This is a genomic window from Demequina sediminis, assembly GCF_039545075.1.
In the GTDB taxonomy this organism is placed as follows: Bacteria; Actinomycetota; Actinomycetes; order Actinomycetales; family Demequinaceae; genus Demequina; species Demequina sediminis.
Genome location: NZ_BAABRR010000001.1, coordinates 118,730 through 137,671, shown reverse-complemented (window position 1 = coordinate 137,671; position 18,942 = coordinate 118,730). Strand labels below are relative to the sequence as shown.

Genomic DNA, 18,942 nt, shown 5'->3' with positions numbered 1-18,942 from the left:
ACGCACGTCCCCGTCACCACCATGAGCGACCACACCACGCCCGAGCCCGACGCGCCCGGCATCGAGACACCCGGCAAGAAGAACCGCCCCACGCCCAAGCGCAAGGAGCAGGAAGCCGCGCGACGTCGCCCGGTCATCGCCGACTCCAAGACCGCGCGCCGCGACCAGCGCGAGAAGCAGCGCCTCCAGCGCGAGAAGGAGTTCCAGGCGATGCGCGAGGGCGACGAGCGGAACATGCCGCTCGAGCACCGCGGTCCCGAGCGACGGTGGCTGCGCGACTACGTCGACGCCCGCACCTCCCCCGGCGAGTTCCTGCTGCCGCTGTCGATCGTGTTCGTCATCGCGTCGCTGGCGATCCCTGGCAACTCCGTGGCGGGCCTGCTGCTCATCGCGATCTTCTACATGCTGGTGCTCGCGGTCGCGATCGACACGTGGCTCATGATCCGTCGCATGAAGAAGCGGTTCGTCGCGAAGTTCGGCGCCACCAAGCTGCCGCGCGCCTGGACCTTCTACGTGATCGCGCGAGCGCTCAACATCCGCCGCTTCCGCGCGCCCAAGCCGCGTGTCGCGAGGGGCGAGTACCCGGTCTGACCCGGCGCGGGCATCGTCCTCCCCCACGGGAGGGCGCGCCTCGCGGCCGCGGCGCGCGCGCATTCCCACGTTCGCGTCGAGCCGAATCGACGTGATGAGCGGGCGAGGCACCCGCCACCGGCAATATCGTCGACACATGGTCAACTATCGATACCTGGGCAACTCCGGCCTCAAGATCACCGAACTCACCTACGGCAACTGGATCACGCACGCCTCGCAGGTCGAGAACGCGCAGGCGACCGCCTGCGTGCGCGCCGCGCTCGACGTGGGCATCACGTCCTTCGACACTGCGGACGTCTACGCCAACACGGCGGCCGAGGAGGTGCTCGGCGAGGCCCTCAAGGGCGAGCGCCGCGAGAGCCTCGAGATCTTCACCAAGGTCTTCTGGCCGACCGGGCCGGGCGGCGCGAACGACATGGGCCTGTCCCGCAAGCACATCATGGAGTCGATCCACGGCTCGCTGCGTCGCCTGCAGACGGACTACGTGGATCTCTACCAGGCGCACCGCTACGACTACGACACTCCCCTCGAGGAGACCATGAGCGCGTTCGCGGACCTGGTCCACTCGGGCAAGGTGCACTACATCGGCGTGAGCGAGTGGACGGCAGATCAAATCAGAGCCGGCGCGGCTCTCGCCAAGGAACTGCGCATCCCGTTCGTGTCCTCGCAGCCGCAGTACTCGATGCTGTGGCGTGTCATCGAGGACGAGGTGGTGCCCGCCTCGCGCGAGGTGGGAGTCTCGCAGATCGTGTGGTCGCCCGTCGCCCAGGGCATCCTCACCGGCAAGTACAAGCCGGGCCAGGCCCCGCCCGCCGGCTCACGCGCGACGGACGAGAAGTCGGGCGCGAAGTTCATCGAGCGCTTCATGCGTGAGGACATCCTCACCCGGGTTCAGCACCTCCGGCCGATCGCCGACGAGCTGGGCCTCACGATGGCGCAGCTGGCGATCGCGTGGGTGCTGCAGAACAGCAACGTCGCGGCGGCGATCATCGGCGCGTCCCGTCCCGAGCAGGTGCGTGACAACGCCAAGGCCTCGGGCGTCGAGATCCCCGCCGAGCTCATGACGCGGATCGACGAGGTCCTGGGCGACGTGGTCGAGCGTGACCCCGCCCGCACGGTCGAGGCGGGTCCGCGCTCGCGCTAACCGCACCCCTGACACACACGAAGGCCCCGGGAGTGATCCCGGGGCCTTCGCTGCATCAAAGGAGAAAACAATGCTTGCACGCCTGGCAGGTGCGTACATCGGTTCCAACGCGCGAATGCGCCCGCGCGTTCCCGGGCGCACACTGGAAGCGTGGAGCGCCTGAGGAACAGGGACGATGCCGGCGAGCGGCTCTCCCGCCTGCTCGCGCCGTTCCTCGAGGAGGCCCGCGGGGACGCTCCGCCGGTGGACGCTCCGCCGGTGGACGCTCCGCCAGTGGTGCTGGGGCTGCCGCGGGGCGGGGTTCCCGTCGCCGCGGGCATCGCCCGACGCCTCGGCCTCCCGCTCGACGTGATCGTGGTGCGCAAGCTCGGCGCGCCGGCTCACGGCGTATCGCGCGGTGCGACCGGCCCTGCCGCTCGGGGGGCGCACCGCGATTGTTGTCGACGACGGCATCGCGACCGGAGGCACGGCCCGCGCCGCTGCACTTGTCGCGCGCGCCAAAGGTGCGACCCGGGTGATCCTCGCCGCGGGAGTCGCGGCGCCGGACTCGCTCGCCGCACTCATGCGGGACGGCAGCGTCGACCATGCGCTCGCGGCCGTCATCCCCGACGCCCTCCACTCGGTCGGCGAGTGGTACGAGGACTTCGCGCAGACCCCGGATGACGAGGTGGTGCGGCTGCTGACGCTCGGGCTCGGCGACTCCTAGCCTCGACCGGCGGCGATCTCGAGAATCCTGCTCGCGGCGGGCGACAGGCGGCGCCGTGGGTCCCACACCGCGGCGAGCGGGCGGGTGAGCGACGGTCCGAGCACCGGGACGCGCACGAGCCTGCCCGCCTGCAGGTCGTCGTGCACCGCGCGCTCGCTGAGCGCGGCGACCCCGCCCCCCGCGAGCACCGTGGCGCGGATTGCCGCGGTGGTCGACAGCTCGGCGGCGGGCGCCACCACGGCGCCGGGACCCAGCGCGGCCTCGAGTGCGCGCTCGAGCGTGAGCCGCGTGCCTGAGCCGGCCTCACGGCTCAGGAGAGGGGTGCGTGCGAGCTCCTCGGCGGCGATGCCGCTGCGACGTGCCCACGTGTGACCGGGCGCGACGACGATCACCACCTCGTCGTGGGCGACCACCATCGCCGCGAGGCCCTCGGGCGCATCGGGCGTCTCGACAAAGCCCAGGTCATCGCGCCCGTCGCGCACCCGATGCTCGACCGCGGCGCTATTGACCGCGGTGAGCTCGACGTGCGCCGCGTCCGGCGTCGCGGCGTAGCGCACCAACCAGTGCGGCACGAGGTGCTCGGCGACCGTGAGACTTGCGCCCACGCGCACGCGCGCCGCACGCACGGTGCGCAGCGCCGCGACCGCGGACTCGAAGCCCTCGGACTGCTGAATCACCGCCGCCGCCCACCCGGCCACCATGACGCCGTGATCCGTGAGCACCGTCCCGCGCGTGGTGCGCGAGAACAACGACAGTCCCCAGCGTCTCTCGAGCGCGCGCATCCGTTGCGATACGGCCTGCTGAGTCACGCCCAACTCGCGGGCCGCGCCGGTGAGGCTTCCGTTGGCCTCGACCGCCACCAGCATGCGGAGCTCTTCGAGCGAGGTTGCCATTCTTCTCCGTCACAACTGTGGCTTGGGTGTCACCCGTATTCTTGCACTACCGCACCCCTGATGCGCTTGGGACGCTGGAGTCATGACCGAGCCCCGCCCGTCCACCATCGCTCCCCAGTGGTTCGCGGTCGTGATGGGAACCTCGATCATCGCGACCGCGTCGCACGCGCTCCCCGTCCGGCTGCCCGGGCTCGAGGCGCTCGCCTGGGTCGCGTGGTCCGTGGCCGGAGCGCTCCTCGTGTTGCTCAGCCTCGTGGCCGCGGTGCAGTGGAGCACCCGCCCCGGAAGCGTGCGAGCGCATCTGCTCGATCCCGAGGCTGCCCCGGGGTTCGGCGCGCTGTCCATGGCCTTCACGGCCTTCGCGGGTGCGACGCTCGCGGTCGCACAGCCCGCCCCCGGCGCGGGAGGGCTCGCGATCAGGGTTGCGGCGGCGCTGTGGATCGTCGGCACCGCGATCGGCGTCGCCACGGCCGTGTTGATCCCCGCCATCGCCTTCATGCACCACCGCGCCGCGTCCGACGCGGCATCGGGAACGTGGCTGCTGCCGGTGGTGCCGCCGATGGTGTCCGCCGCCGTGGGTGCGCTGCTGCTCCCCCACCTTCACGGGATCGCCGCACAGACCCTCGCCCTCGCGTGCTACGCGATGGTCGGCGCCGTCGGGCTGGGCGCCACCGTGCTCGTCGTGCTGCTGTGGTCGCGCCTCGCCCATCACGGCGCTGGCCCGGCGCGCACGACCCCGTCGCTGTGGCTCGTCCTGGGCCCGCTGGGCCAAGGGGTCACCGCGCTCGGGCTACTCGCCGACCACGCGAGTCCCGCTCTCGGAGTCGAGCCGCGCCTGCTGGTGATCGCTGCGGTCGGGCTCGGCGTGCCCTTCATGGGCTTCGCCCTCATGTGGCTCGCGATCACCGCGACCATGACCGCCGCCGCGGCACGCCGAGGGCTGCCGTTCTCGCTCGGGTGGTGGGCCTTCACGTTCCCCGTCGGCACCTTGGTGACCGGGGCATCGTCCCTCGCCCTGCACACGGGAGCGGCGGCCGCGACGTGGCTCGCGGCCGGCCTGTTCGTGCTGCTGCTGGCCGGCTGGGCCGTCGCCGCGACGGGGACGGTGCGCGGCCTTCGAGTCGTCGCTGCCCCGGCTCTCCGGGCCGCGCGAACTAGCGGCGCGTGAGGTCTCGATTGAGGCGCGCGACCCACCACGGTCCGCGGTACACGAAGGCCGTGTAGACCTGCAGCAAGGTCGCACCCGCCGCGAGCATGCGCCGAGCATCCTGCTCGGAGGAGATGCCACCCACCCCGATGAGGCACAGGTCGGGACCCACGCGGCCACGCAGGCGCGCGATGATCTCGAGGGCACGCGGCAGCAGCACGGGGCCGGACAATCCGCCGGGGCCGCGGTCGTGGGCGATGGTCGTGTTGGCGGCGACGATGCCGTCGAGGCCGAGTTCGAGCGCGAGATCCGCCGCGGCGTCGACGTCCTCGTCCGCGAGGTCGGGAGCGATCTTCACGAGCAGCGGCACGTGCCGGTCGGGTACGGCGGCGTCCGCCGCGGCCCGCGTCGCCGCGAGGATGGGGCGTAGAGTCTCGACCGACTGCAGGTCGCGCAGTCCGGGTGTGTTGGGCGAGGACACGTTGACCACCAGGTAGTCGGCGTAGCTCGCGAGCAGTCGCGCGGACATCGCATAGTCGTCCGCGGCGCGCTCGGCGGGCGTGTCCTTGTTCTTGCCCAGGTTGACGCCGAGCACCACGCGACGGCCCGCGCGGGTGGACCGCAGCGCCGCGAGTCGCTCGGCCATCGCGCCGGCTCCCGCGTTGTTGAAGCCCATGCGGTTGCGCAAGCCGTCGACGTCGCGCTCGCGCCACGACCGCGGCTTGTCGTTGCCCGGCTGACCCACGGGCGTGACGGTGCCGACCTCGACAAAGCCGAATCCGGCGGCCGCGAGTCCCGCGACCGCCTCGGCATCCTTATCCATGCCTGCCGCGAGCCCGACCGGAGCGGGAAACCGAAGGCCGAGCGCCTCGACCGCACCCGCGGGATCGGGGCGGGCCACGAGGCCCAGCCGCCGCATCGTCCGGAAGGCCCAGCCACCCCGCGCGAAGGCGAGGACCCCGAAGCGGTGGGCGGCCTCCGCGTCAAGGCGCGCGAGGATCAGGCGGTAGAGGGGACCGTACACGGGTCCCAAACTACCGGGGCTAGGCTCGACGGCATGACCTCACTCACCTCTACACAGGAATCCGTCGCGTCCCTCGAGGCCGACGCTCTCATCGTGGGCTGGACCGCCGAAGGACTCGCGGCTCACCCCCTTCTCCCCGCGGACGCCGCGGCGTCGATCACCGCCGGCGCCGAGGCGCTCGACGCATCGGCCAAGGCCGGCACCGTCGTCGTGGTGCCGGGCACCGCGGTGGCGGCACGCCGCGTCGTGGTGGTCGGGATCGGCTCCGGCGCGGCGGGCGACCTCCGTCTCGCCGCGGGCGAGGCCGCGCGGCGCGTGGGCAAGAAACCGTCCACGGTCGTGGTCGCGCTACCCGCAGAGGGCGACGAGCACGCCATCGCCGCCGCCGAGGGTGCCGTCCTGGGCGCCTACGCCTTCACGGACTACAAGTCGGATGAGGACGCGGCGACCGACACCGCGTGGATCATCGCCGGCGCCTCGGACGCGGCGATCCAGCGCGCCCAGATCACCGTCGCAGCGATTGCCGGCGTGCGCGACCTGGTCAACACTCCCCCGCTCGACCTCTACCCCGGTTCCTTCGCGGAGATCGCGGAGCAGCTGGGCGCCCAGGCGGGCGTCGAGGTGCGCGTGTGGGACGCGAACCAGCTCGCGCAGGAGGGGTTCGGCGGCATCCTCGCGGTCGGCATGGGATCCTCCCGCCTGCCGCGCCTGGTGCGCGTCGCGTATGCGCCCGAGGGCGCCTCGCAGACGGTCGCGCTCGTGGGCAAGGGCATCACGTTCGACACCGGTGGCATCTCGCTCAAGCCGCCGAAGTCGATGGAGACCATGAAGTCCGACATGACGGGAGCCGCGACCGTGCTGCACACCGTGATCGCGGCGGCGCGTGCCGGACTCCAGGTCGGCGTGACCGGCTGGCTGTGCCTCGCGGAGAACATGCCGTCGGGTACCGCTCAGCGTCCGTCCGACGTCATCCGCATCTACGGCGGCCGCACGGTCGAGGTGCTCAACACCGATGCCGAGGGACGCCTCGTGATGGCGGACGGCCTGGTCAAGGCGCGCGAGGAGAACCCCGACGTGCTGCTGGACGTCGCGACCCTCACGGGCGCGCAGGGCGTCGCGCTCGGCACCCGCACGTCGGGCGTCATGGGCACCCCCGAGATCCGCGACGAGGTCGTCGCGCGCGCCGACGAGGCGAACGAGGCGATGTGGCCGATGCCGCTGCCCGAGCACCTCCGCGAGCACCTCGACTCCAAGGTCGCCGACCTGCAGAACATCGGCATCCCGGAGGGCGGCATGCTGTCCGCCGGGCTGTTCCTGCGCGAGTTCGTGGGTGACACCCCGTGGGCCCACCTCGACATCGCGCGTCCCGCGTACAACGAGGGCAAGCCGTGGGGCGAGAACCCCGCCGGCTCGACCGGCCACTCGGTGCGCACGCTGCTGCGCTTCCTCGAGGCCCGCGCTTCGGCGTAGGCTCCCGCGCTTCGCGCGCAACGGCGGCTCGCGCGCGACCGCTGCGCCCCGTGAGGTGCTCAGTGCCCGATTCGATCGATTTCGGGCACTGAGCACCTCATTGCGCGTTGTGGGGTGGAGAGATCGAGGCCCACGCTGGCGCTCGTCCTCGAGGCTCACGCCTCCGCCTCGTCTCGCGCCACTCGCCCGCCGCCGCAGCGCCCTGTGAGGTGCTCAGTGCCCGATCTGACCGTTTTTGGGCACTGAGCACCTCACAGCGAGTCGAGGGCGGGCGCGGCGCAGAGTGCGCAGGACGAGGCGATGCGGCGGGGCGGCCTCGCGTGTGACCTTCGCCGGTAAATGGCGGTGTTCTGTCGATGCTCCGTGGCGGCTTTAGTTGGTGGTACCGATGACAAGCGTGGTCTGGCCGTCCGTGGTCGAGAGTCCTGCCGCCGATGCGAGGGCGGCAGTGCCATCGTCAGCAGCTGAGGTGTCCTCGTCGACGTAGCCAGATCTCCAGGGGAATGGTCGTCAGTGGCGGTACCGCGGCGATGATCGAGAGAGCAGTGACCCGCCATGGCCACCGCAGGGTGATGGCGGTGATGAGCGCTATGGCGAGGTAGATGAGGAACATGCCGCCGTGCAGGGCGCCGAAGATGCTGACACCGACGTCGGTTGTGCCCGTCACGTACTTGAGGAACATCCCCGCGAGCAGACCAGCCCAGGTGAAGGCTTCGAGAAAGGCCGCGACGATGGAGACTCTTGCCACAAGCGGAAGTCCATAACGCTGCTGGGTGCTTGCGCTCATTGGTTCGCCTCGTTGCTCGGGAGTTCGTCTGCGTCCGCGACGGAGCGGGCGAGGTGCTCTGCCAGCGCGGCGCGCAGCTGGTGGGGTAGTGGGATCGCGCCGACGGATTCGCTGAGCCAAAGACCGTCGGCAGCGAGGTAGGCGACCATCTTCTGCAGTGCCCGAGGGTCGGTCGGGTCGATGCTGGCGGGGTCGGGGACCCAGCGAGTGATGACTCGTTTCCACGGCTTGCTGAGCTCGCTGTGGGTGCTCGCTTCGAGCATAAGCAGTAACTCCGCGCCGGTGGCGCCGCGGGCGCTGACTCGGGCATAGGCGGCGAGTCGCTCATCCTGCGATGCCTCATCCGGGTCCTTGCCCAGTGCGTGGATCATCTCCTCGTCCCAGTGCTGGGCTTGATGTTCGTGCAGCGCGAGCATCATGGCGTCCTTCGAGGGGAAGTGGTGGAGCAGCCCGCCTTTGGTGAGTCCGGAGGCGGCGGCGACGGATTCGTACGTGAGCGCCGTGACGCCGTCGGTCTCGACAACGCTGAGGGCGGCCTTGAGGATCGTGTCCCGTTTACTGGTCCGCATGGGCGGTCCTTTCTCGGTCAGTGCTCGGAGTGCAGCTGTGACTGGGTGCCAGGCAGGTACCGGCGCAGAAGCACTCCGGTGATGACTGCGCCCACCGCGAGAACGACTGCGACGACCAGCATCACAACGAGGTAGGCGGAGTCGAAAGCCGTCGCCGCCGCCTGGAGGATCTCTGCGTCACCCTGCGCAGCAGCCTGTGCCTCAGCGATGCTGTTGCCAGCCGCGTCCGGGGCGCCGTCGGGTAGAACGACGCGTGCGCCGTAGATAGCCGTGAGCAGGCTCCCGAGCACGGACACTGCAATGAGGCTGCCGAACTCGTAGGAGACTTCTTCGATCGAGGCGGCCATGCCTGCTCGGCGCACCGGCACGTTCCCGATAATCGCGGTGGAGGCGACCGCCAAGGCGGCTCCGATACCAGCTCCGGTCAACAGCAGTCCGAGGATCAGCACGCCGAAGGACGACTGGAATCCGATGACCGTCACCACGACGCCGCCGGTGGCGAAGGCGAGACCGCCGGTGATGAGCGCGAGCAGTCCGGTGCGGTGCAGGAACGCGCCCCCCAGGAGCGCTGTCGGCAACGTGCCCACGGCGATCGCGGCGACCAAGAGCCCAGCTTCCAGCGGGCTGAATCCGGCGACCTGCTGGAATCGCTGCGTGGTGACGAGCTGGATGCCCCCGATCGCGAACATCGCGAACGACGCGGCCAGCACTCCGGCAGTGAACGCCGGGTTGCCGAAGATGGAGAACTCCAACAGAGGTTGCTCCATACCTCGCTGACGGCGCACGAACAGCCAGAACCCGATGGCAGCAACGAGCAGCGCAACAATGATGGTCGTTGCCGAGGGCGGCGCGTGGCCGATCTCTTTGATGGCCATCACCGTTCCGACAAGCCCGATCATCACCAAGATCGAGGAGATGGCATCCCATCGCTTCGAGGGATCCGGGTCGTTGGCCAGGCGGATCAGCCAGGTAGCGACCAGCGCCAGCACCACAACGGGCACGTTGATCAAGAACACCGAGCCCCACCAGAAGAACTCAAGGAGTGTGCCGCCAATAATCGGGCCGAGGGCGAACCCGATGACCGACATACTTCCCCAGACCGCGATGGCGATATTGCGCTCACGCTCGACCGTGAAAGTGGTGCGGATCAGCGCCAGGGTGGCCGGCATCATCGCTGCCGCACCGACAGCGAGCACAGCACGCGCAGCGATCAGGACCTCGGGTGACGGAGCGAACGCTGCCAGCAGGGAAGCCAGTCCGAAGATCACCAGACCGACAACAAACATCCGCGTGTGGCCGATGCGATCCCCCAGGGTTCCGCTGCCCAGCAACAGCCCCGCCATCACCAGGGGGTAGGCATTGATGATCCAGAGGTTCTGTGTGTTCGAAGCCTGCAGTTCCTCAGTCAGCGTCGGCAGGGCCGTGTAGAGAATCGAGTTATCCAAGGTGATCAGCAGCAGACCTGCTCCAACCGTCACCAGCAGCGACCAGCGTCGCCTCTTCGTCATCGCGGACATGCGCGTCTTCCCCTCGTCGTGAACGACATAACTGTACCGGATGGATGGTGTAGTTAAGTCGACGGAGGGAGAGACTCACGGCGCGCGCTATGCATGGCGTGCGGGCGGCGAAGCTTGGAAGGTTTTAGAGCGAAGGCGCGGCACTTCGATGCAGGCAAAACCGGACGAGCTGGTGCCTCAGTTGGGTACAGGTTTATGAGACTTTCAGCGGGTGGTCGGCCTCAGGTTCGCTTCCTGCGTGAACGCGCTCTCGGGATTGTCTTGCGAAGTCGTCTCGACGGAAAGTGCCTCAAGGCGGTGACTTCCAGGACTTTCTGCACCATGCTGGGGGTATGAGGCTTCTGGGATATACGCGGGTGAGCACGGCGACGCAGGACGCGCAGCTGCAAGTCGATGCGCTGGTGGAGGGCGGGGTGCAGAAGCGGGACGTGTTCTCCGATGTGACCTCGGGTAGCCGGACCGCGATCGAGCGACCGGGGATGAAACGTCTGCTGGACTACGCCGAGGACGGCGACACGGTGGTGGTGTGGCGCATCGACCGGCTGGGCCGGTCCCTGCTCGACGTCCTGAATACGGTCACGCTGCTGCGCGGCCAGGGCGTGAAGATCAGATCGGTCTCGGACGGGATCGACCCGGAGACGACATCGGGCCGGATGATGCTGGGCATGCTCGCGACCTTGGCCGAGTATGAGCGCGAGCTGATCACCGAACGCGTCAATGCGGGGATCGCCGCGGCGAAGCAGAACGGCACCCGCTTCGGCCGACCCCCGGTCGACCCGGCCGTGATCGCGGAGAAGCTCGAAATCGCGGGCGATGCCCGCGCGAAGGGCCGCACCGCCGAGGACGCCGCCCGACTCGTCGGCTGGTCCCGGGCGACGCTCTATCGCCATCGGCAGGCGGCCCGTGCCCGCGAGGCCGTCGCCGAGCAGGTGTGAGGTGGACGGGCCGGCGCGGTGGCGCATCCTGCGGCTGCACGTCGAGGACGGTATCCCGCTGAGCGCCCTGGCCCGGGAGACCGGGATCAGCCTGCGCACCCTGGAGCGCTGGCACGCCCGCTACCGTGCCGACGGGTACGCGGGCCTGGAGACAGGCCAGCGCTCGGACGCCGGCGCCCACCATCTGCCCAGGGAGCTCGTGCGGTTGATCGAGGGCCTGGCGCTCAGCAAGCCCCGGCCCGCGATCGCCACGATCCACCGCAAGGTCACCGACATCTGCGGTACCCGAGGGTGGCCGGTGCCTTCCTACGGGGTGGTCCGCTCGATCGCGGGTGCCCTCGATCCGGGCATGGTCACCCTAGCCCTGGAGGGCGCGGCGTCCTACCGGGACAAGCACGAACTGGTGCTGCGCCGGCACGCCGAACAACCGAATGCGATGTGGCAAAGTGACCACACGCTGCTCGACATTCTCGTGGTGGGCACCGACGGCAAACCAGTCCGCCCCTGGCTGACGACGATCCTCGATGACTGCTCCCGCGCGATCTGCGGCTACACCGTCTTCCTGGGTGCGCCGTCCGCGATGAACACCGCCCTGGCGCTGCGGCAGGCTATCTGGCACAAGAGCGACCCCGCGTGGCCGATGTGCGGGCTGCCGGACGTGCTCTATGTCGACCACGGCAGTGACTTCATCAGCCGCCACCTCGCCGGCACCGCTGTTGACCTGCACATCCGGCTGATCCACTCCACCGTCGCCCGTCCCCAGGGCCGGGGCAAGATCGAGCGGTTCTTCGGCACCGTCAACACCGAGCTTCTCGCTGACCTGCCCGGCCACATCACCGAGGGCCATCCCGCGCCGACGCCGAAGCTGTCCCTGGCCGAGCTCGACAGCGCGGTGGAGGGGTTCGTGGCCACCTACAACGACCGGACCCACAGCGAGCTCGGTGCCTCGCCGCGCACCGCGTGGATCGCCGAGGGCTGGCTGCCGCGCATGCCCGAGAGCCTGGAAGACCTCGACGGGCTGCTGCTCACGGTCGCCCAGTCCCGGGTGGTGCGCCGTGATGGCATCCGCTTCCAGGGGCTGCGCTACGTCTCCCCGACGCTGGCCGGCTACGTCGGACGGCCGGTGGTGATCCGCTACGACCCGCGCGATATCACTGAGATCCGCGTGTTCGACCACGACGAGTTCCTGTGCAAGGCCGTCAACCAGGACCATCACGACGAGAAGATCAGTCTCAAGGAGATCCAGGCTGCCCGCAACGCGCGCCGTCGCGCCCTGCGCCAAGGCATCAATGAACGCATTGCCGTCGTAGCCGCGCACACCACTGAGACGCCATCGACAGCCGAGCCGCCAGCCCCAGCACCGAAGCGGAAGCTGAAAGTCTACAAGGAGGACTTGAGGTGAGCCAGCGCTTCATCGTGACCAAAGAGCACCGCCGCTTCACCGAGTTCGCCGACGCTGTCCGCCGCGGCCACACCATCGGTCTGTGCTTCGGACCGGCCGGGGTGGGCAAGACACTCTCCGCGCGCCGCTACGCCCACTGGGAGAAGGCCTATGACCTGCTGACCTATTGGGGTCCGCGCGCCGACAGCGACGCCAAGATCTACGCCGCCCTCGCTCGGAGTCGTACCGTGCTCTACACCCCCAGCGTGCTCACCACCCCACGGGTGCTGAAGGATGAACTCGACCAGGCGATCACCCGCACCAATATCTGCATCGAGCAGCATCTGGAGGCAGTCGGTCAGATCACCCCGCAGACGTGGGGCCGACGGCACGGCAGGAACCACGTGCAGCTGGTCATCGTCGATGAGTCCGAACGGCTCCGCCCCACCGCGCTGGAGCTGCTGCGCGATCGCTACGACCGCGACAACATCGCCTTGATCCTGATCGGCATGCCCGGCCTGGAGAAGCAGTTCAGCCACTACCCGCAGTTCTACAGTCGTGTCGGCTTCGCCCACCAATACCGGCCCCTGGGCACGGACGAGCTGCTGTTCGTCCTCCAGCGCCACTGGCGCTCCCTGGGCAAGACCCTCGACCCCGAGGACTTCACCGACGCGCAAGCCATCGCTTCCATCACCCGCATCACCCGCGGGAACTTCCGACTGCTGGAGCGGCTCTTCCCGCAGATCGAGCGCGTCCTGAAGATCAACGAGCTCGACACCATCACCAACGACGTCATCGAAGCCGCCGCCAGCACCCTCGTCATCGGCACCACCTGAACAAAGACCGCCACTGAGCATCGACAGAACACCGCCATTTAACAGCGAAAGTCACAGGCCTCGCGGAACCGGCGCGGGGACGATGCCGGGGCCGGGTTCAGCCGTTGCGGTGCTTCTCGTTCCACTCGCGCATGCGGCTGGGGTAACCCGAGAGGTTGACGTCAAACGCGGGCACGCCGAACTGCTTGGCGAGCTTGCGCGCGGTCGCCTCATCGGGAACGCGCCGCCGCGTCCACTCGCCGGTGTCCGCGACCATGACCATGGTGGTCTGCGTCACGCGCGTCGGAGGTTCGATGAATGCCTCGCAGCCGGAGTGCGACTCGACGAACGCCGCGAAGTGCGCGACCGTCTCGCTCTTGGCGTCCTTGCCGGCTGCGGGGGCGGCCGTCGACTGCTTCGAACGCGACTTCCAGGAGAACAGACCCATGCGCTCAGCGTAGCCATGGCGCGCGGTTCGCGGGCGAGGCCCGCCGTGGCAAGATGGGCCGTACAGACATCCCTACAAGGAGATCCCATAGTGTCCGAGTCCACCCCACGCTCGTTTGATGTTCTGATTCTCGGTGGCGGTTCCGGTGGCTATGCCGCCGCACTGCGCGCCTCCCAGCTCGGCCTCACGGTCGGCCTGGTCGAGGAGTCGAAGGTGGGCGGCACGTGCCTCCACAACGGCTGCATCCCCACCAAGGCCCTCCTGCACGCGGCGGAGCTCGCCGACAACGCACGCGAGGGCGCCAACTACGGCGTCAACACCACGCTCCACGGCATCGACATGCTCAAGGTGAACTCCTACAAGCAGGGCGTCATTGACCGCCTCTACCGCGGACTCACTGGCCTGGTGAAGTCGCGCAAGGTCACCGTGATCGAGGGCCACGGACGCCTGGTGGGCCAGGACACCATCGAGGTGAACGGCGAGCGTTACACCGGCACGAACATCGTCCTTGCCTCGGGCTCGTACGCACGCTCGCTGCCCGGTCTCGAGATCGGCGGCCGCGTCATCACCTCGGACCAGGCCCTCCAGATGGAGTGGGTCCCGCAGCGCGCGATCGTCCTCGGCGGCGGCGTGATCGGCGTCGAGTTCGCCTCCGTGTGGAAGTCCTTCGGCTCCGAGGTGACGATCGTCGAGGCGCTCCCTCACCTCGCCCCGAACGAGGATGAGTCCCTGTCGAAGGGCCTCGAGCGCTCGTTCCGCAAGCGCGGCATCGACTTCAAGCTCGGCGCGCGCTTCCAGGGTGTCGAGCAGTCCGATGCCGGCGTCAAGGTGACGCTTGAGGACGGCAGCACTCTTGAGGCCGACATCCTGCTCGTCGCGGTGGGTCGCGGCCCCCGCACCGCCGAACTCGGCTACGAGGAGCAGGGCGTGCGTATGGACCGCGGCTTCGTCCTGACGGACGAGCGCCTCCACACCGGCGTCGCGAACATCTACGCGGTCGGCGACATCGTCCCCGGCCTCCAGCTCGCGCACCGCGGCTTCCAGCAGGGCATCTTCGTGGCCGAGGAGATCGCGGGCCTCGCGCCGCAGGCGATCGTCGAGGCCAATATCCCGCGCGTCACGTACTGCGACCCCGAGCTCGCATCGGTGGGCCTCACGGAGGCCAAGGCGATCGAGACGTACGGCGCGGACAAGGTCAAGGCGCTCGAGTACAACCTGGGCGGCAACGGCAAGAGCCAGATCCTCGGCACCACGGGCTTCATCAAGCTCGTGCGCGTGGTCGACGGCCCCGTGGTCGGCGTGCACATGATCGGCGCGCGCGTCGGCGAGCAGATCGGCGAGGCGCAGCTCATCGTGAGCTGGGACGCCCACCCCGAGGATGTCGCACCCCTGGTCCATGCCCACCCCACGCAGAACGAGGCGCTGGGCGAGGCGCACCTGGCGCTCGCCGGCAAGCCCCTGCACGCGCACGACTGATCCGTCACGAACGAGGGAGTTCCCACCATGAGCAATGACGTCACCCTTCCCGCGCTCGGCGAATCCGTCACCGAGGGCACCGTCACCCGCTGGCTGAAGTCCGTCGGCGACACCATCGAGGTCGACGAGCCGCTGGTCGAGGTCTCGACCGACAAGGTCGACACCGAGATCCCGTCGCCGTTCGCCGGCACGATCCTCGAGATCCTGGTGCCCGAGGACGAGGTCGCCGAGGTCGGCACCGTCCTCGCACGCATCGGCGATGCCGGCGAGTCACCCGCGGCGAGCCCGGCACCCGCCGCCGCGTCCGCGCCTGCCCCCGCCGCGACGCCCGTCGAGGCCGCGCCCGCTCCGCAGTCGGCGCCCGCACCGCAGTCCGCACCGGCTCCCGCCGAGCCCGCGCAGTCCGCTCCCTCGCCCGCCCCCGCAGGCGGAGGCCGCGACGTGACCCTTCCCGCCCTCGGCGAGTCGGTCACCGAGGGCACCGTCACCCGCTGGCTGAAGGCCGTGGGCGACTCGGTCGATGCGGACGAGCCTCTGCTCGAGGTGTCCACCGACAAGGTCGACACCGAGATCCCCGCTCCGTTCGCCGGTGTCCTCACCGAGATCGTGGTCGGCGAGGACGAGGTCGCCGAGGTCGGCGCCGTGCTCGCGCGCATCGGCGAGCCGGGCTCCGCGCCCGCCGCGGCACCGGCCCCCGCTCAGGTGAGCCAGCCCGCCGCCCAGGCACCCGCGGCCCCCGAGCCGCAGGCGGCACCCGAGCCCGAGGCCCCGGCTCCCCCGGCGCCTCCCGCCGCGCCGTCCGCGCCTGCCGCGGCATCGGTCCCGGCCCCGGCCGCGCCGTCCGCCCCGGTTGCACCCTCCGCACCGGCCGCGCCGTCCGCCCCCGCGTCGGCATCGGCCGCCTCGACGGGCTCTGGATACGTCACGCCGATCGTGCGCAAGCTCGCTGCCGAGAAGGGCGTCGACCTGGCGTCCCTCACGGGCACCGGAGTGGGCGGGCGCATCCGCAAGGAGGACGTCTTGTCGGCGGCCACCGCGCCTGCTCCTGCGGCGTCGTCGGCCCCCGCCGCTGCCGCCCCCGCGGCCCCGAAGAAGGCCGCGGCCGACGTCGAGGTCTCGGAGCTGCGCGGCCAGACGGTCAAGATGACCCGCATCCGCAAGATCACGGCCGACAAGATGATGGAGTCGCTGCACGGCATGGCGCAGCTCACCTCCGTGGTCGAGGTCGACTGCACCAAGATCTGGGCGCTGCGCGCAAAGTCGAAGAACGCGTTCTCCGAGAAGCACGGCGTGAACCTCACGTTCCTGCCGTTCTTCACGCGGGCCGTCGCGATTGCGCTCCAGGAGCACGCGTTCCTCAACGCCTCGGTGGTCGACGGCAGCATCGTCTACCACCCCGCCGTGAACCTCTCGCTCGCGGTCGACACGCCTAAGGGACTCATGCTCCCGACGCTCAAGGACGCCGACTCGAAGAGCATCGTCGAGCACGCCAAGGGGATCGTCGACCTCGCTGGCAAGGCCCGCAACGGCGGCCTCGGCGCGGACGAGATCTCGGGCGGCACGTTCTCGGTGACCAACACGGGCTCCGGCGGCACGCTGTTCGACACGCCGATCGTCCCGGCGCCGCAGGTGGGCATCCTGGCGACGTGCGCGATCGTCAAGAAGCCCGTGGTGGTCAAGGGTCCCGATGGCGAGGACGTCATCTCGATCCGCCCCATGTGCTACCTGCCGCTCAGCTACGACCACAGGATCGTCGACGGCGCGGATGCGGCTCGCTTCCTCCAGACCGTCAAGGCGATCATCGAGGCCGGCGAGTTCGAGTCCGAGCTGGGCCTCTAGGCACTCATGCGCGTCGTGATCTCCGGCTCCTCGGGGCTGATCGGCACGGCGCTCCGCACGTCCCTGCGCGAGGGCGGCCACGATGTGGTCGCCCTCGTGCGGCGTTCGGCCGCCGGTCCTCACGAGTCCCGCTGGGATCCCCGGGCCGGCGAGATCGACGTCAACCTGCTGTGCTCCGCCGATGCCGTCGTCAACCTGGCCGGCGCGTCGATCGGTGACAAGCGACTGACGTCCTCCTATGCCAAGGTCGTGCGTCAGTCGCGTCTCGACGCCACCTCGACGATCGTCGAGGCCCTGGTCGGCGGCTTCGATGGCGTGCTCATCCAGGGCTCCGCGATGGGCTTCTACGGCTCGCGCGGCGAGGAGGACCTGAACGAACGCTCGGGTCCGGGCGACACCCTGCTCGCGAGCATCGTCAGGGACTGGGAGGCCGCGGCCCAGCCCGCGCGCGATGCCGGGATCCGCACGGTGACCGTGCGCACCGGGCTCGTGCTCGCCCCGCACGGCGGCTTCGCCGAGCGGCTCCTGCCTCTTGTCACGCGCGGGCTGCTCGGCTCGCTCGGCAGCGGCGACGCGTGGCACTCGTGGATCTCGCTCGAGGACCACATCCGCGCGCTGCGCTTCCTCATCGACTCGGATCACCACGGCGAGGCCAACGCGATCGCCCCCCACCCCGCGCGCGACGCCGCTCTCCTGCGCGCGCTGTCCGAGGCGGCGGGCAAGCGGCCCGGCTTCCGGGTGCCCGCCTTCGTGCTCGAGGCGGCGATCGGTCCCGCGGTCGAGGACCTGCTCTCTTCGCAGAAGGCGACGCCAGGAGTGCTCACCCGGTTGGGCTTCGAGTGGCATCACCCGACCATCGAGGACGCCGCACGGTGGGTCATGGCGGGTGTCACGGAGGGTCGCTGACCTCCGCGACCCTCCAGACGGTCCCCGACCACTCGAGCGCGAGCAGCGCCGTCTGCGTGTGCGCCGGCACCGCGACGCTGTGCCCGTCGGGGTCGCTGCGCGCGTGTGGCGAGACCTCGTAGGTGACGGCCACCAAGGCACGCCTCGGCGCACCGTTGTCTCCCTCGACCGCGTCGCCCACCTCGACCTGCACCGCCCCGCGCTCGGCGATGACAAGCCCCTCGAACACCGTCCCCTCCTCGAGTGACCGCGCCTCGCGCGAGGCGGTCGCCCACGCGCCGCTGCCCGGCACCGTCATCGCGACCAACGCCTCGCCGTCGCCCACGGCGAGCGCCTCGCCTCGCGCCGTGGTCAGGGCGACGGCCGCCGCGACGGGCGCCGGAGGACTGAGCACCGGCGCCGGATCCGCCGGCACGGAGTCGGCGGCTAGTTCAGCGCCGCGCGCGGACGGCTCGCTCGCCGCGAGGTCGGGTCCCCACGCGATCCATGCGATCGCCGCCACGCAGGCAAGGGCGATCACCAAGGTGCGCACCGGTCGACGCACGAGTCTCCACGCCCACGCGCGAGGATCGCGCTCGGTGCGCGCGGGAGGCGGCGTGCCCTGGCGAGGGACGTCGGCCTCGGGGCGCCACCTCACCGGCGCCGCGCAGCGCGACAGCCCCGCCGCGACGGCCGCCGCCGTGGGGCGCGCGTCAGGATCCTGTGCGAGGAGAGGCACCATCCACGCCTCCGCCTGCGTGCGGATCGTGTCCCCCGCCACGGCGAGCGCGACCGCCCCGAGCGCATAGACGTCCGCCGCGGGAGATGGCCCTCCTCGCGCGCGCTCGGGAGCGGCGAAGCCCGGCGTGCCCCTCTCGCGGCCCAGCGCGGCCCCCACCAGATCGATCAGCACCGGCCGCACACCCACGATCACGTTGGCCGGCGACACGTCACCGTGGCTGAAGCCTGCTCGATGCAGCGCGGCGAGGGCATCGGCGAGGGACGCGACGAGCCACACCCACTCTCCCAACGCCTCGACCGGCCCCGCGCCGGAGAGCGCAACCCCGGCGACGCGGGGAGAGCACGCGACCACGGCATCGTCCTCGCGGGCGACATCCAGCGGGACGCACACGCCCGGGTGCGCGACCGACGCCAGGTCCGCCACGCGCTCCCGCGCCAGGCGCTCGTCCCTGTCGCCCCGCCCCACCACGCGCGAGACGCGATCCAGCGCGAGGGGTGCGACGCGGGCGGGTGCGGACGGCATGAGTCCACCGTCGCACCGTGAGACGCGTCGGGGCCCGTTCTCCACAGGGAG

18 protein-coding genes are annotated in these 18,942 nt (G+C 70.3%); 11 read left to right on the top strand and 7 right to left on the bottom strand.

Translation table 11 applies throughout. The annotated features are described in order from the left end of the window. Positions 1 to 21 precede the first annotated feature (21 nt). From ABEA62_RS00705 to ABEA62_RS00695, 3 genes are all read left to right on the top strand, one after another. Entirely contained in the window at positions 22 to 591 is a 570-nt protein-coding gene (locus ABEA62_RS00705; RefSeq protein WP_286215768.1) for a DUF3043 domain-containing protein, read from the top strand. 136 nt (positions 592 to 727) lie between these two features. Continuing rightward, entirely contained in the window at positions 728 to 1,735 is a 1,008-nt protein-coding gene (locus tag ABEA62_RS00700; RefSeq protein ID WP_286215767.1) for an aldo/keto reductase family protein, read from the top strand. Between the two features lie 397 nt (positions 1,736 to 2,132). Beyond that, the gene (locus ABEA62_RS00695) at positions 2,133 to 2,441 is read left to right on the top strand and encodes a phosphoribosyltransferase family protein (RefSeq protein WP_286215766.1); all 309 of its coding nucleotides are present in this window, start codon (positions 2,133 to 2,135) and stop codon (positions 2,439 to 2,441) included. On the opposite strand, the gene ABEA62_RS00690 is transcribed toward ABEA62_RS00695, so the two are convergent. Continuing rightward, positions 2,438 to 3,334, bottom strand: a complete 897-nt coding sequence (locus tag ABEA62_RS00690; protein WP_345378014.1) for a LysR family transcriptional regulator — start codon at positions 3,332 to 3,334, stop codon at positions 2,438 to 2,440. The genes ABEA62_RS00695 and ABEA62_RS00690 overlap by 4 nt on opposite strands. A gap of 82 nt (positions 3,335 to 3,416) precedes the next feature. On the opposite strand from ABEA62_RS00690, the gene ABEA62_RS00685 reads away from it, so the two are divergent. After that, complete coding sequence (locus tag ABEA62_RS00685) at positions 3,417 to 4,502, top strand: SLAC1 family transporter (RefSeq protein ID WP_286215764.1); 1,086 nt, start codon at positions 3,417 to 3,419, stop codon at positions 4,500 to 4,502. On the opposite strand, the gene ABEA62_RS00680 is transcribed toward ABEA62_RS00685, so the two are convergent. After that, complete coding sequence (locus ABEA62_RS00680) at positions 4,489 to 5,505, bottom strand: quinone-dependent dihydroorotate dehydrogenase (RefSeq protein ID WP_286215763.1); 1,017 nt, start codon at positions 5,503 to 5,505, stop codon at positions 4,489 to 4,491. The two genes, ABEA62_RS00685 and ABEA62_RS00680, sit on opposite strands and share 14 nt — an antisense overlap. A 33-nt stretch (positions 5,506 to 5,538) precedes the next feature. Here ABEA62_RS00680 and ABEA62_RS00675 point away from each other — a divergent pair, with 33 nt between their 5' ends. Then, a complete protein-coding gene (locus ABEA62_RS00675; protein WP_286215762.1) occupies positions 5,539 to 6,975 on the top strand; it encodes a leucyl aminopeptidase in 1,437 nt (478 codons plus the stop codon). 457 nt (positions 6,976 to 7,432) lie between these two features. On the opposite strand, the gene ABEA62_RS00670 is transcribed toward ABEA62_RS00675, so the two are convergent. From ABEA62_RS00670 to ABEA62_RS00660, 3 genes are read right to left on the bottom strand one after another with little or no spacing between them, the layout of a single operon-like run. After that, the gene (locus tag ABEA62_RS00670; RefSeq protein ID WP_042329407.1) at positions 7,433 to 7,762 is read right to left on the bottom strand and encodes a DUF3817 domain-containing protein; all 330 of its coding nucleotides are present in this window, start codon (positions 7,760 to 7,762) and stop codon (positions 7,433 to 7,435) included. After that, positions 7,759 to 8,331: a TetR/AcrR family transcriptional regulator gene (locus ABEA62_RS00665; protein ID WP_286215760.1), complete on the bottom strand. Its 573-nt coding sequence runs from the start codon at positions 8,329 to 8,331 to the stop codon at positions 7,759 to 7,761. The genes ABEA62_RS00670 and ABEA62_RS00665 overlap by 4 nt, the downstream gene beginning before the upstream one ends. Before the next feature lie 17 nt (positions 8,332 to 8,348). Next, positions 8,349 to 9,848 (bottom strand): MFS transporter, encoded by a 1,500-nt coding sequence (locus tag ABEA62_RS00660; protein ID WP_345378005.1) that lies wholly within the window; start codon positions 9,846 to 9,848, stop codon positions 8,349 to 8,351. Between the two features lie 332 nt (positions 9,849 to 10,180). On the opposite strand from ABEA62_RS00660, the gene ABEA62_RS00655 reads away from it, so the two are divergent. Genes ABEA62_RS00655 through ABEA62_RS00645 form a run of 3 tightly spaced genes read left to right on the top strand, consistent with a single transcriptional unit; the run spans position 10,181 to position 13,000 of the window. Then, positions 10,181 to 10,783, top strand: coding sequence for a recombinase family protein (locus ABEA62_RS00655; RefSeq protein ID WP_017836496.1), 603 nt, complete (start codon positions 10,181 to 10,183; stop codon positions 10,781 to 10,783). Between the two features lies 1 nt (position 10,784). Then, positions 10,785 to 12,185, top strand: a complete 1,401-nt coding sequence (locus ABEA62_RS00650) for a Mu transposase C-terminal domain-containing protein (protein WP_017836497.1) — start codon at positions 10,785 to 10,787, stop codon at positions 12,183 to 12,185. Further along, positions 12,182 to 13,000, top strand: coding sequence for an AAA family ATPase (locus ABEA62_RS00645; protein WP_017836498.1), 819 nt, complete (start codon positions 12,182 to 12,184; stop codon positions 12,998 to 13,000). The genes ABEA62_RS00650 and ABEA62_RS00645 overlap by 4 nt, the downstream gene beginning before the upstream one ends. A 97-nt stretch (positions 13,001 to 13,097) precedes the next feature. On the opposite strand, the gene ABEA62_RS00640 is transcribed toward ABEA62_RS00645, so the two are convergent. Continuing rightward, complete coding sequence (locus ABEA62_RS00640; RefSeq protein ID WP_286215755.1) at positions 13,098 to 13,427, bottom strand: oxidoreductase; 330 nt, start codon at positions 13,425 to 13,427, stop codon at positions 13,098 to 13,100. Positions 13,428 to 13,514: 87 nt separating this feature from the next. Here ABEA62_RS00640 and lpdA point away from each other — a divergent pair, with 87 nt between their 5' ends. From lpdA to ABEA62_RS00625, 3 genes are read left to right on the top strand one after another with little or no spacing between them, the layout of a single operon-like run. Beyond that, complete coding sequence (lpdA, locus tag ABEA62_RS00635; RefSeq protein WP_286216648.1) at positions 13,515 to 14,903, top strand: dihydrolipoyl dehydrogenase; 1,389 nt, start codon at positions 13,515 to 13,517, stop codon at positions 14,901 to 14,903. 27 nt (positions 14,904 to 14,930) lie between these two features. Next, positions 14,931 to 16,742, top strand: coding sequence for a 2-oxoglutarate dehydrogenase, E2 component, dihydrolipoamide succinyltransferase (gene sucB / locus ABEA62_RS00630; RefSeq protein ID WP_286215754.1), 1,812 nt, complete (start codon positions 14,931 to 14,933; stop codon positions 16,740 to 16,742). Between the two features lie 6 nt (positions 16,743 to 16,748). Then, positions 16,749 to 17,648, top strand: coding sequence for a TIGR01777 family oxidoreductase (locus tag ABEA62_RS00625; RefSeq protein ID WP_286215753.1), 900 nt, complete (start codon positions 16,749 to 16,751; stop codon positions 17,646 to 17,648). Here ABEA62_RS00625 and ABEA62_RS00620 read toward each other — a convergent pair. After that, a complete protein-coding gene (locus ABEA62_RS00620; RefSeq protein ID WP_286215752.1) occupies positions 17,632 to 18,891 on the bottom strand; it encodes a protein kinase family protein in 1,260 nt (419 codons plus the stop codon). The genes ABEA62_RS00625 and ABEA62_RS00620 overlap by 17 nt on opposite strands. Between the last annotated feature and the right edge of the window lie 51 nt (positions 18,892 to 18,942).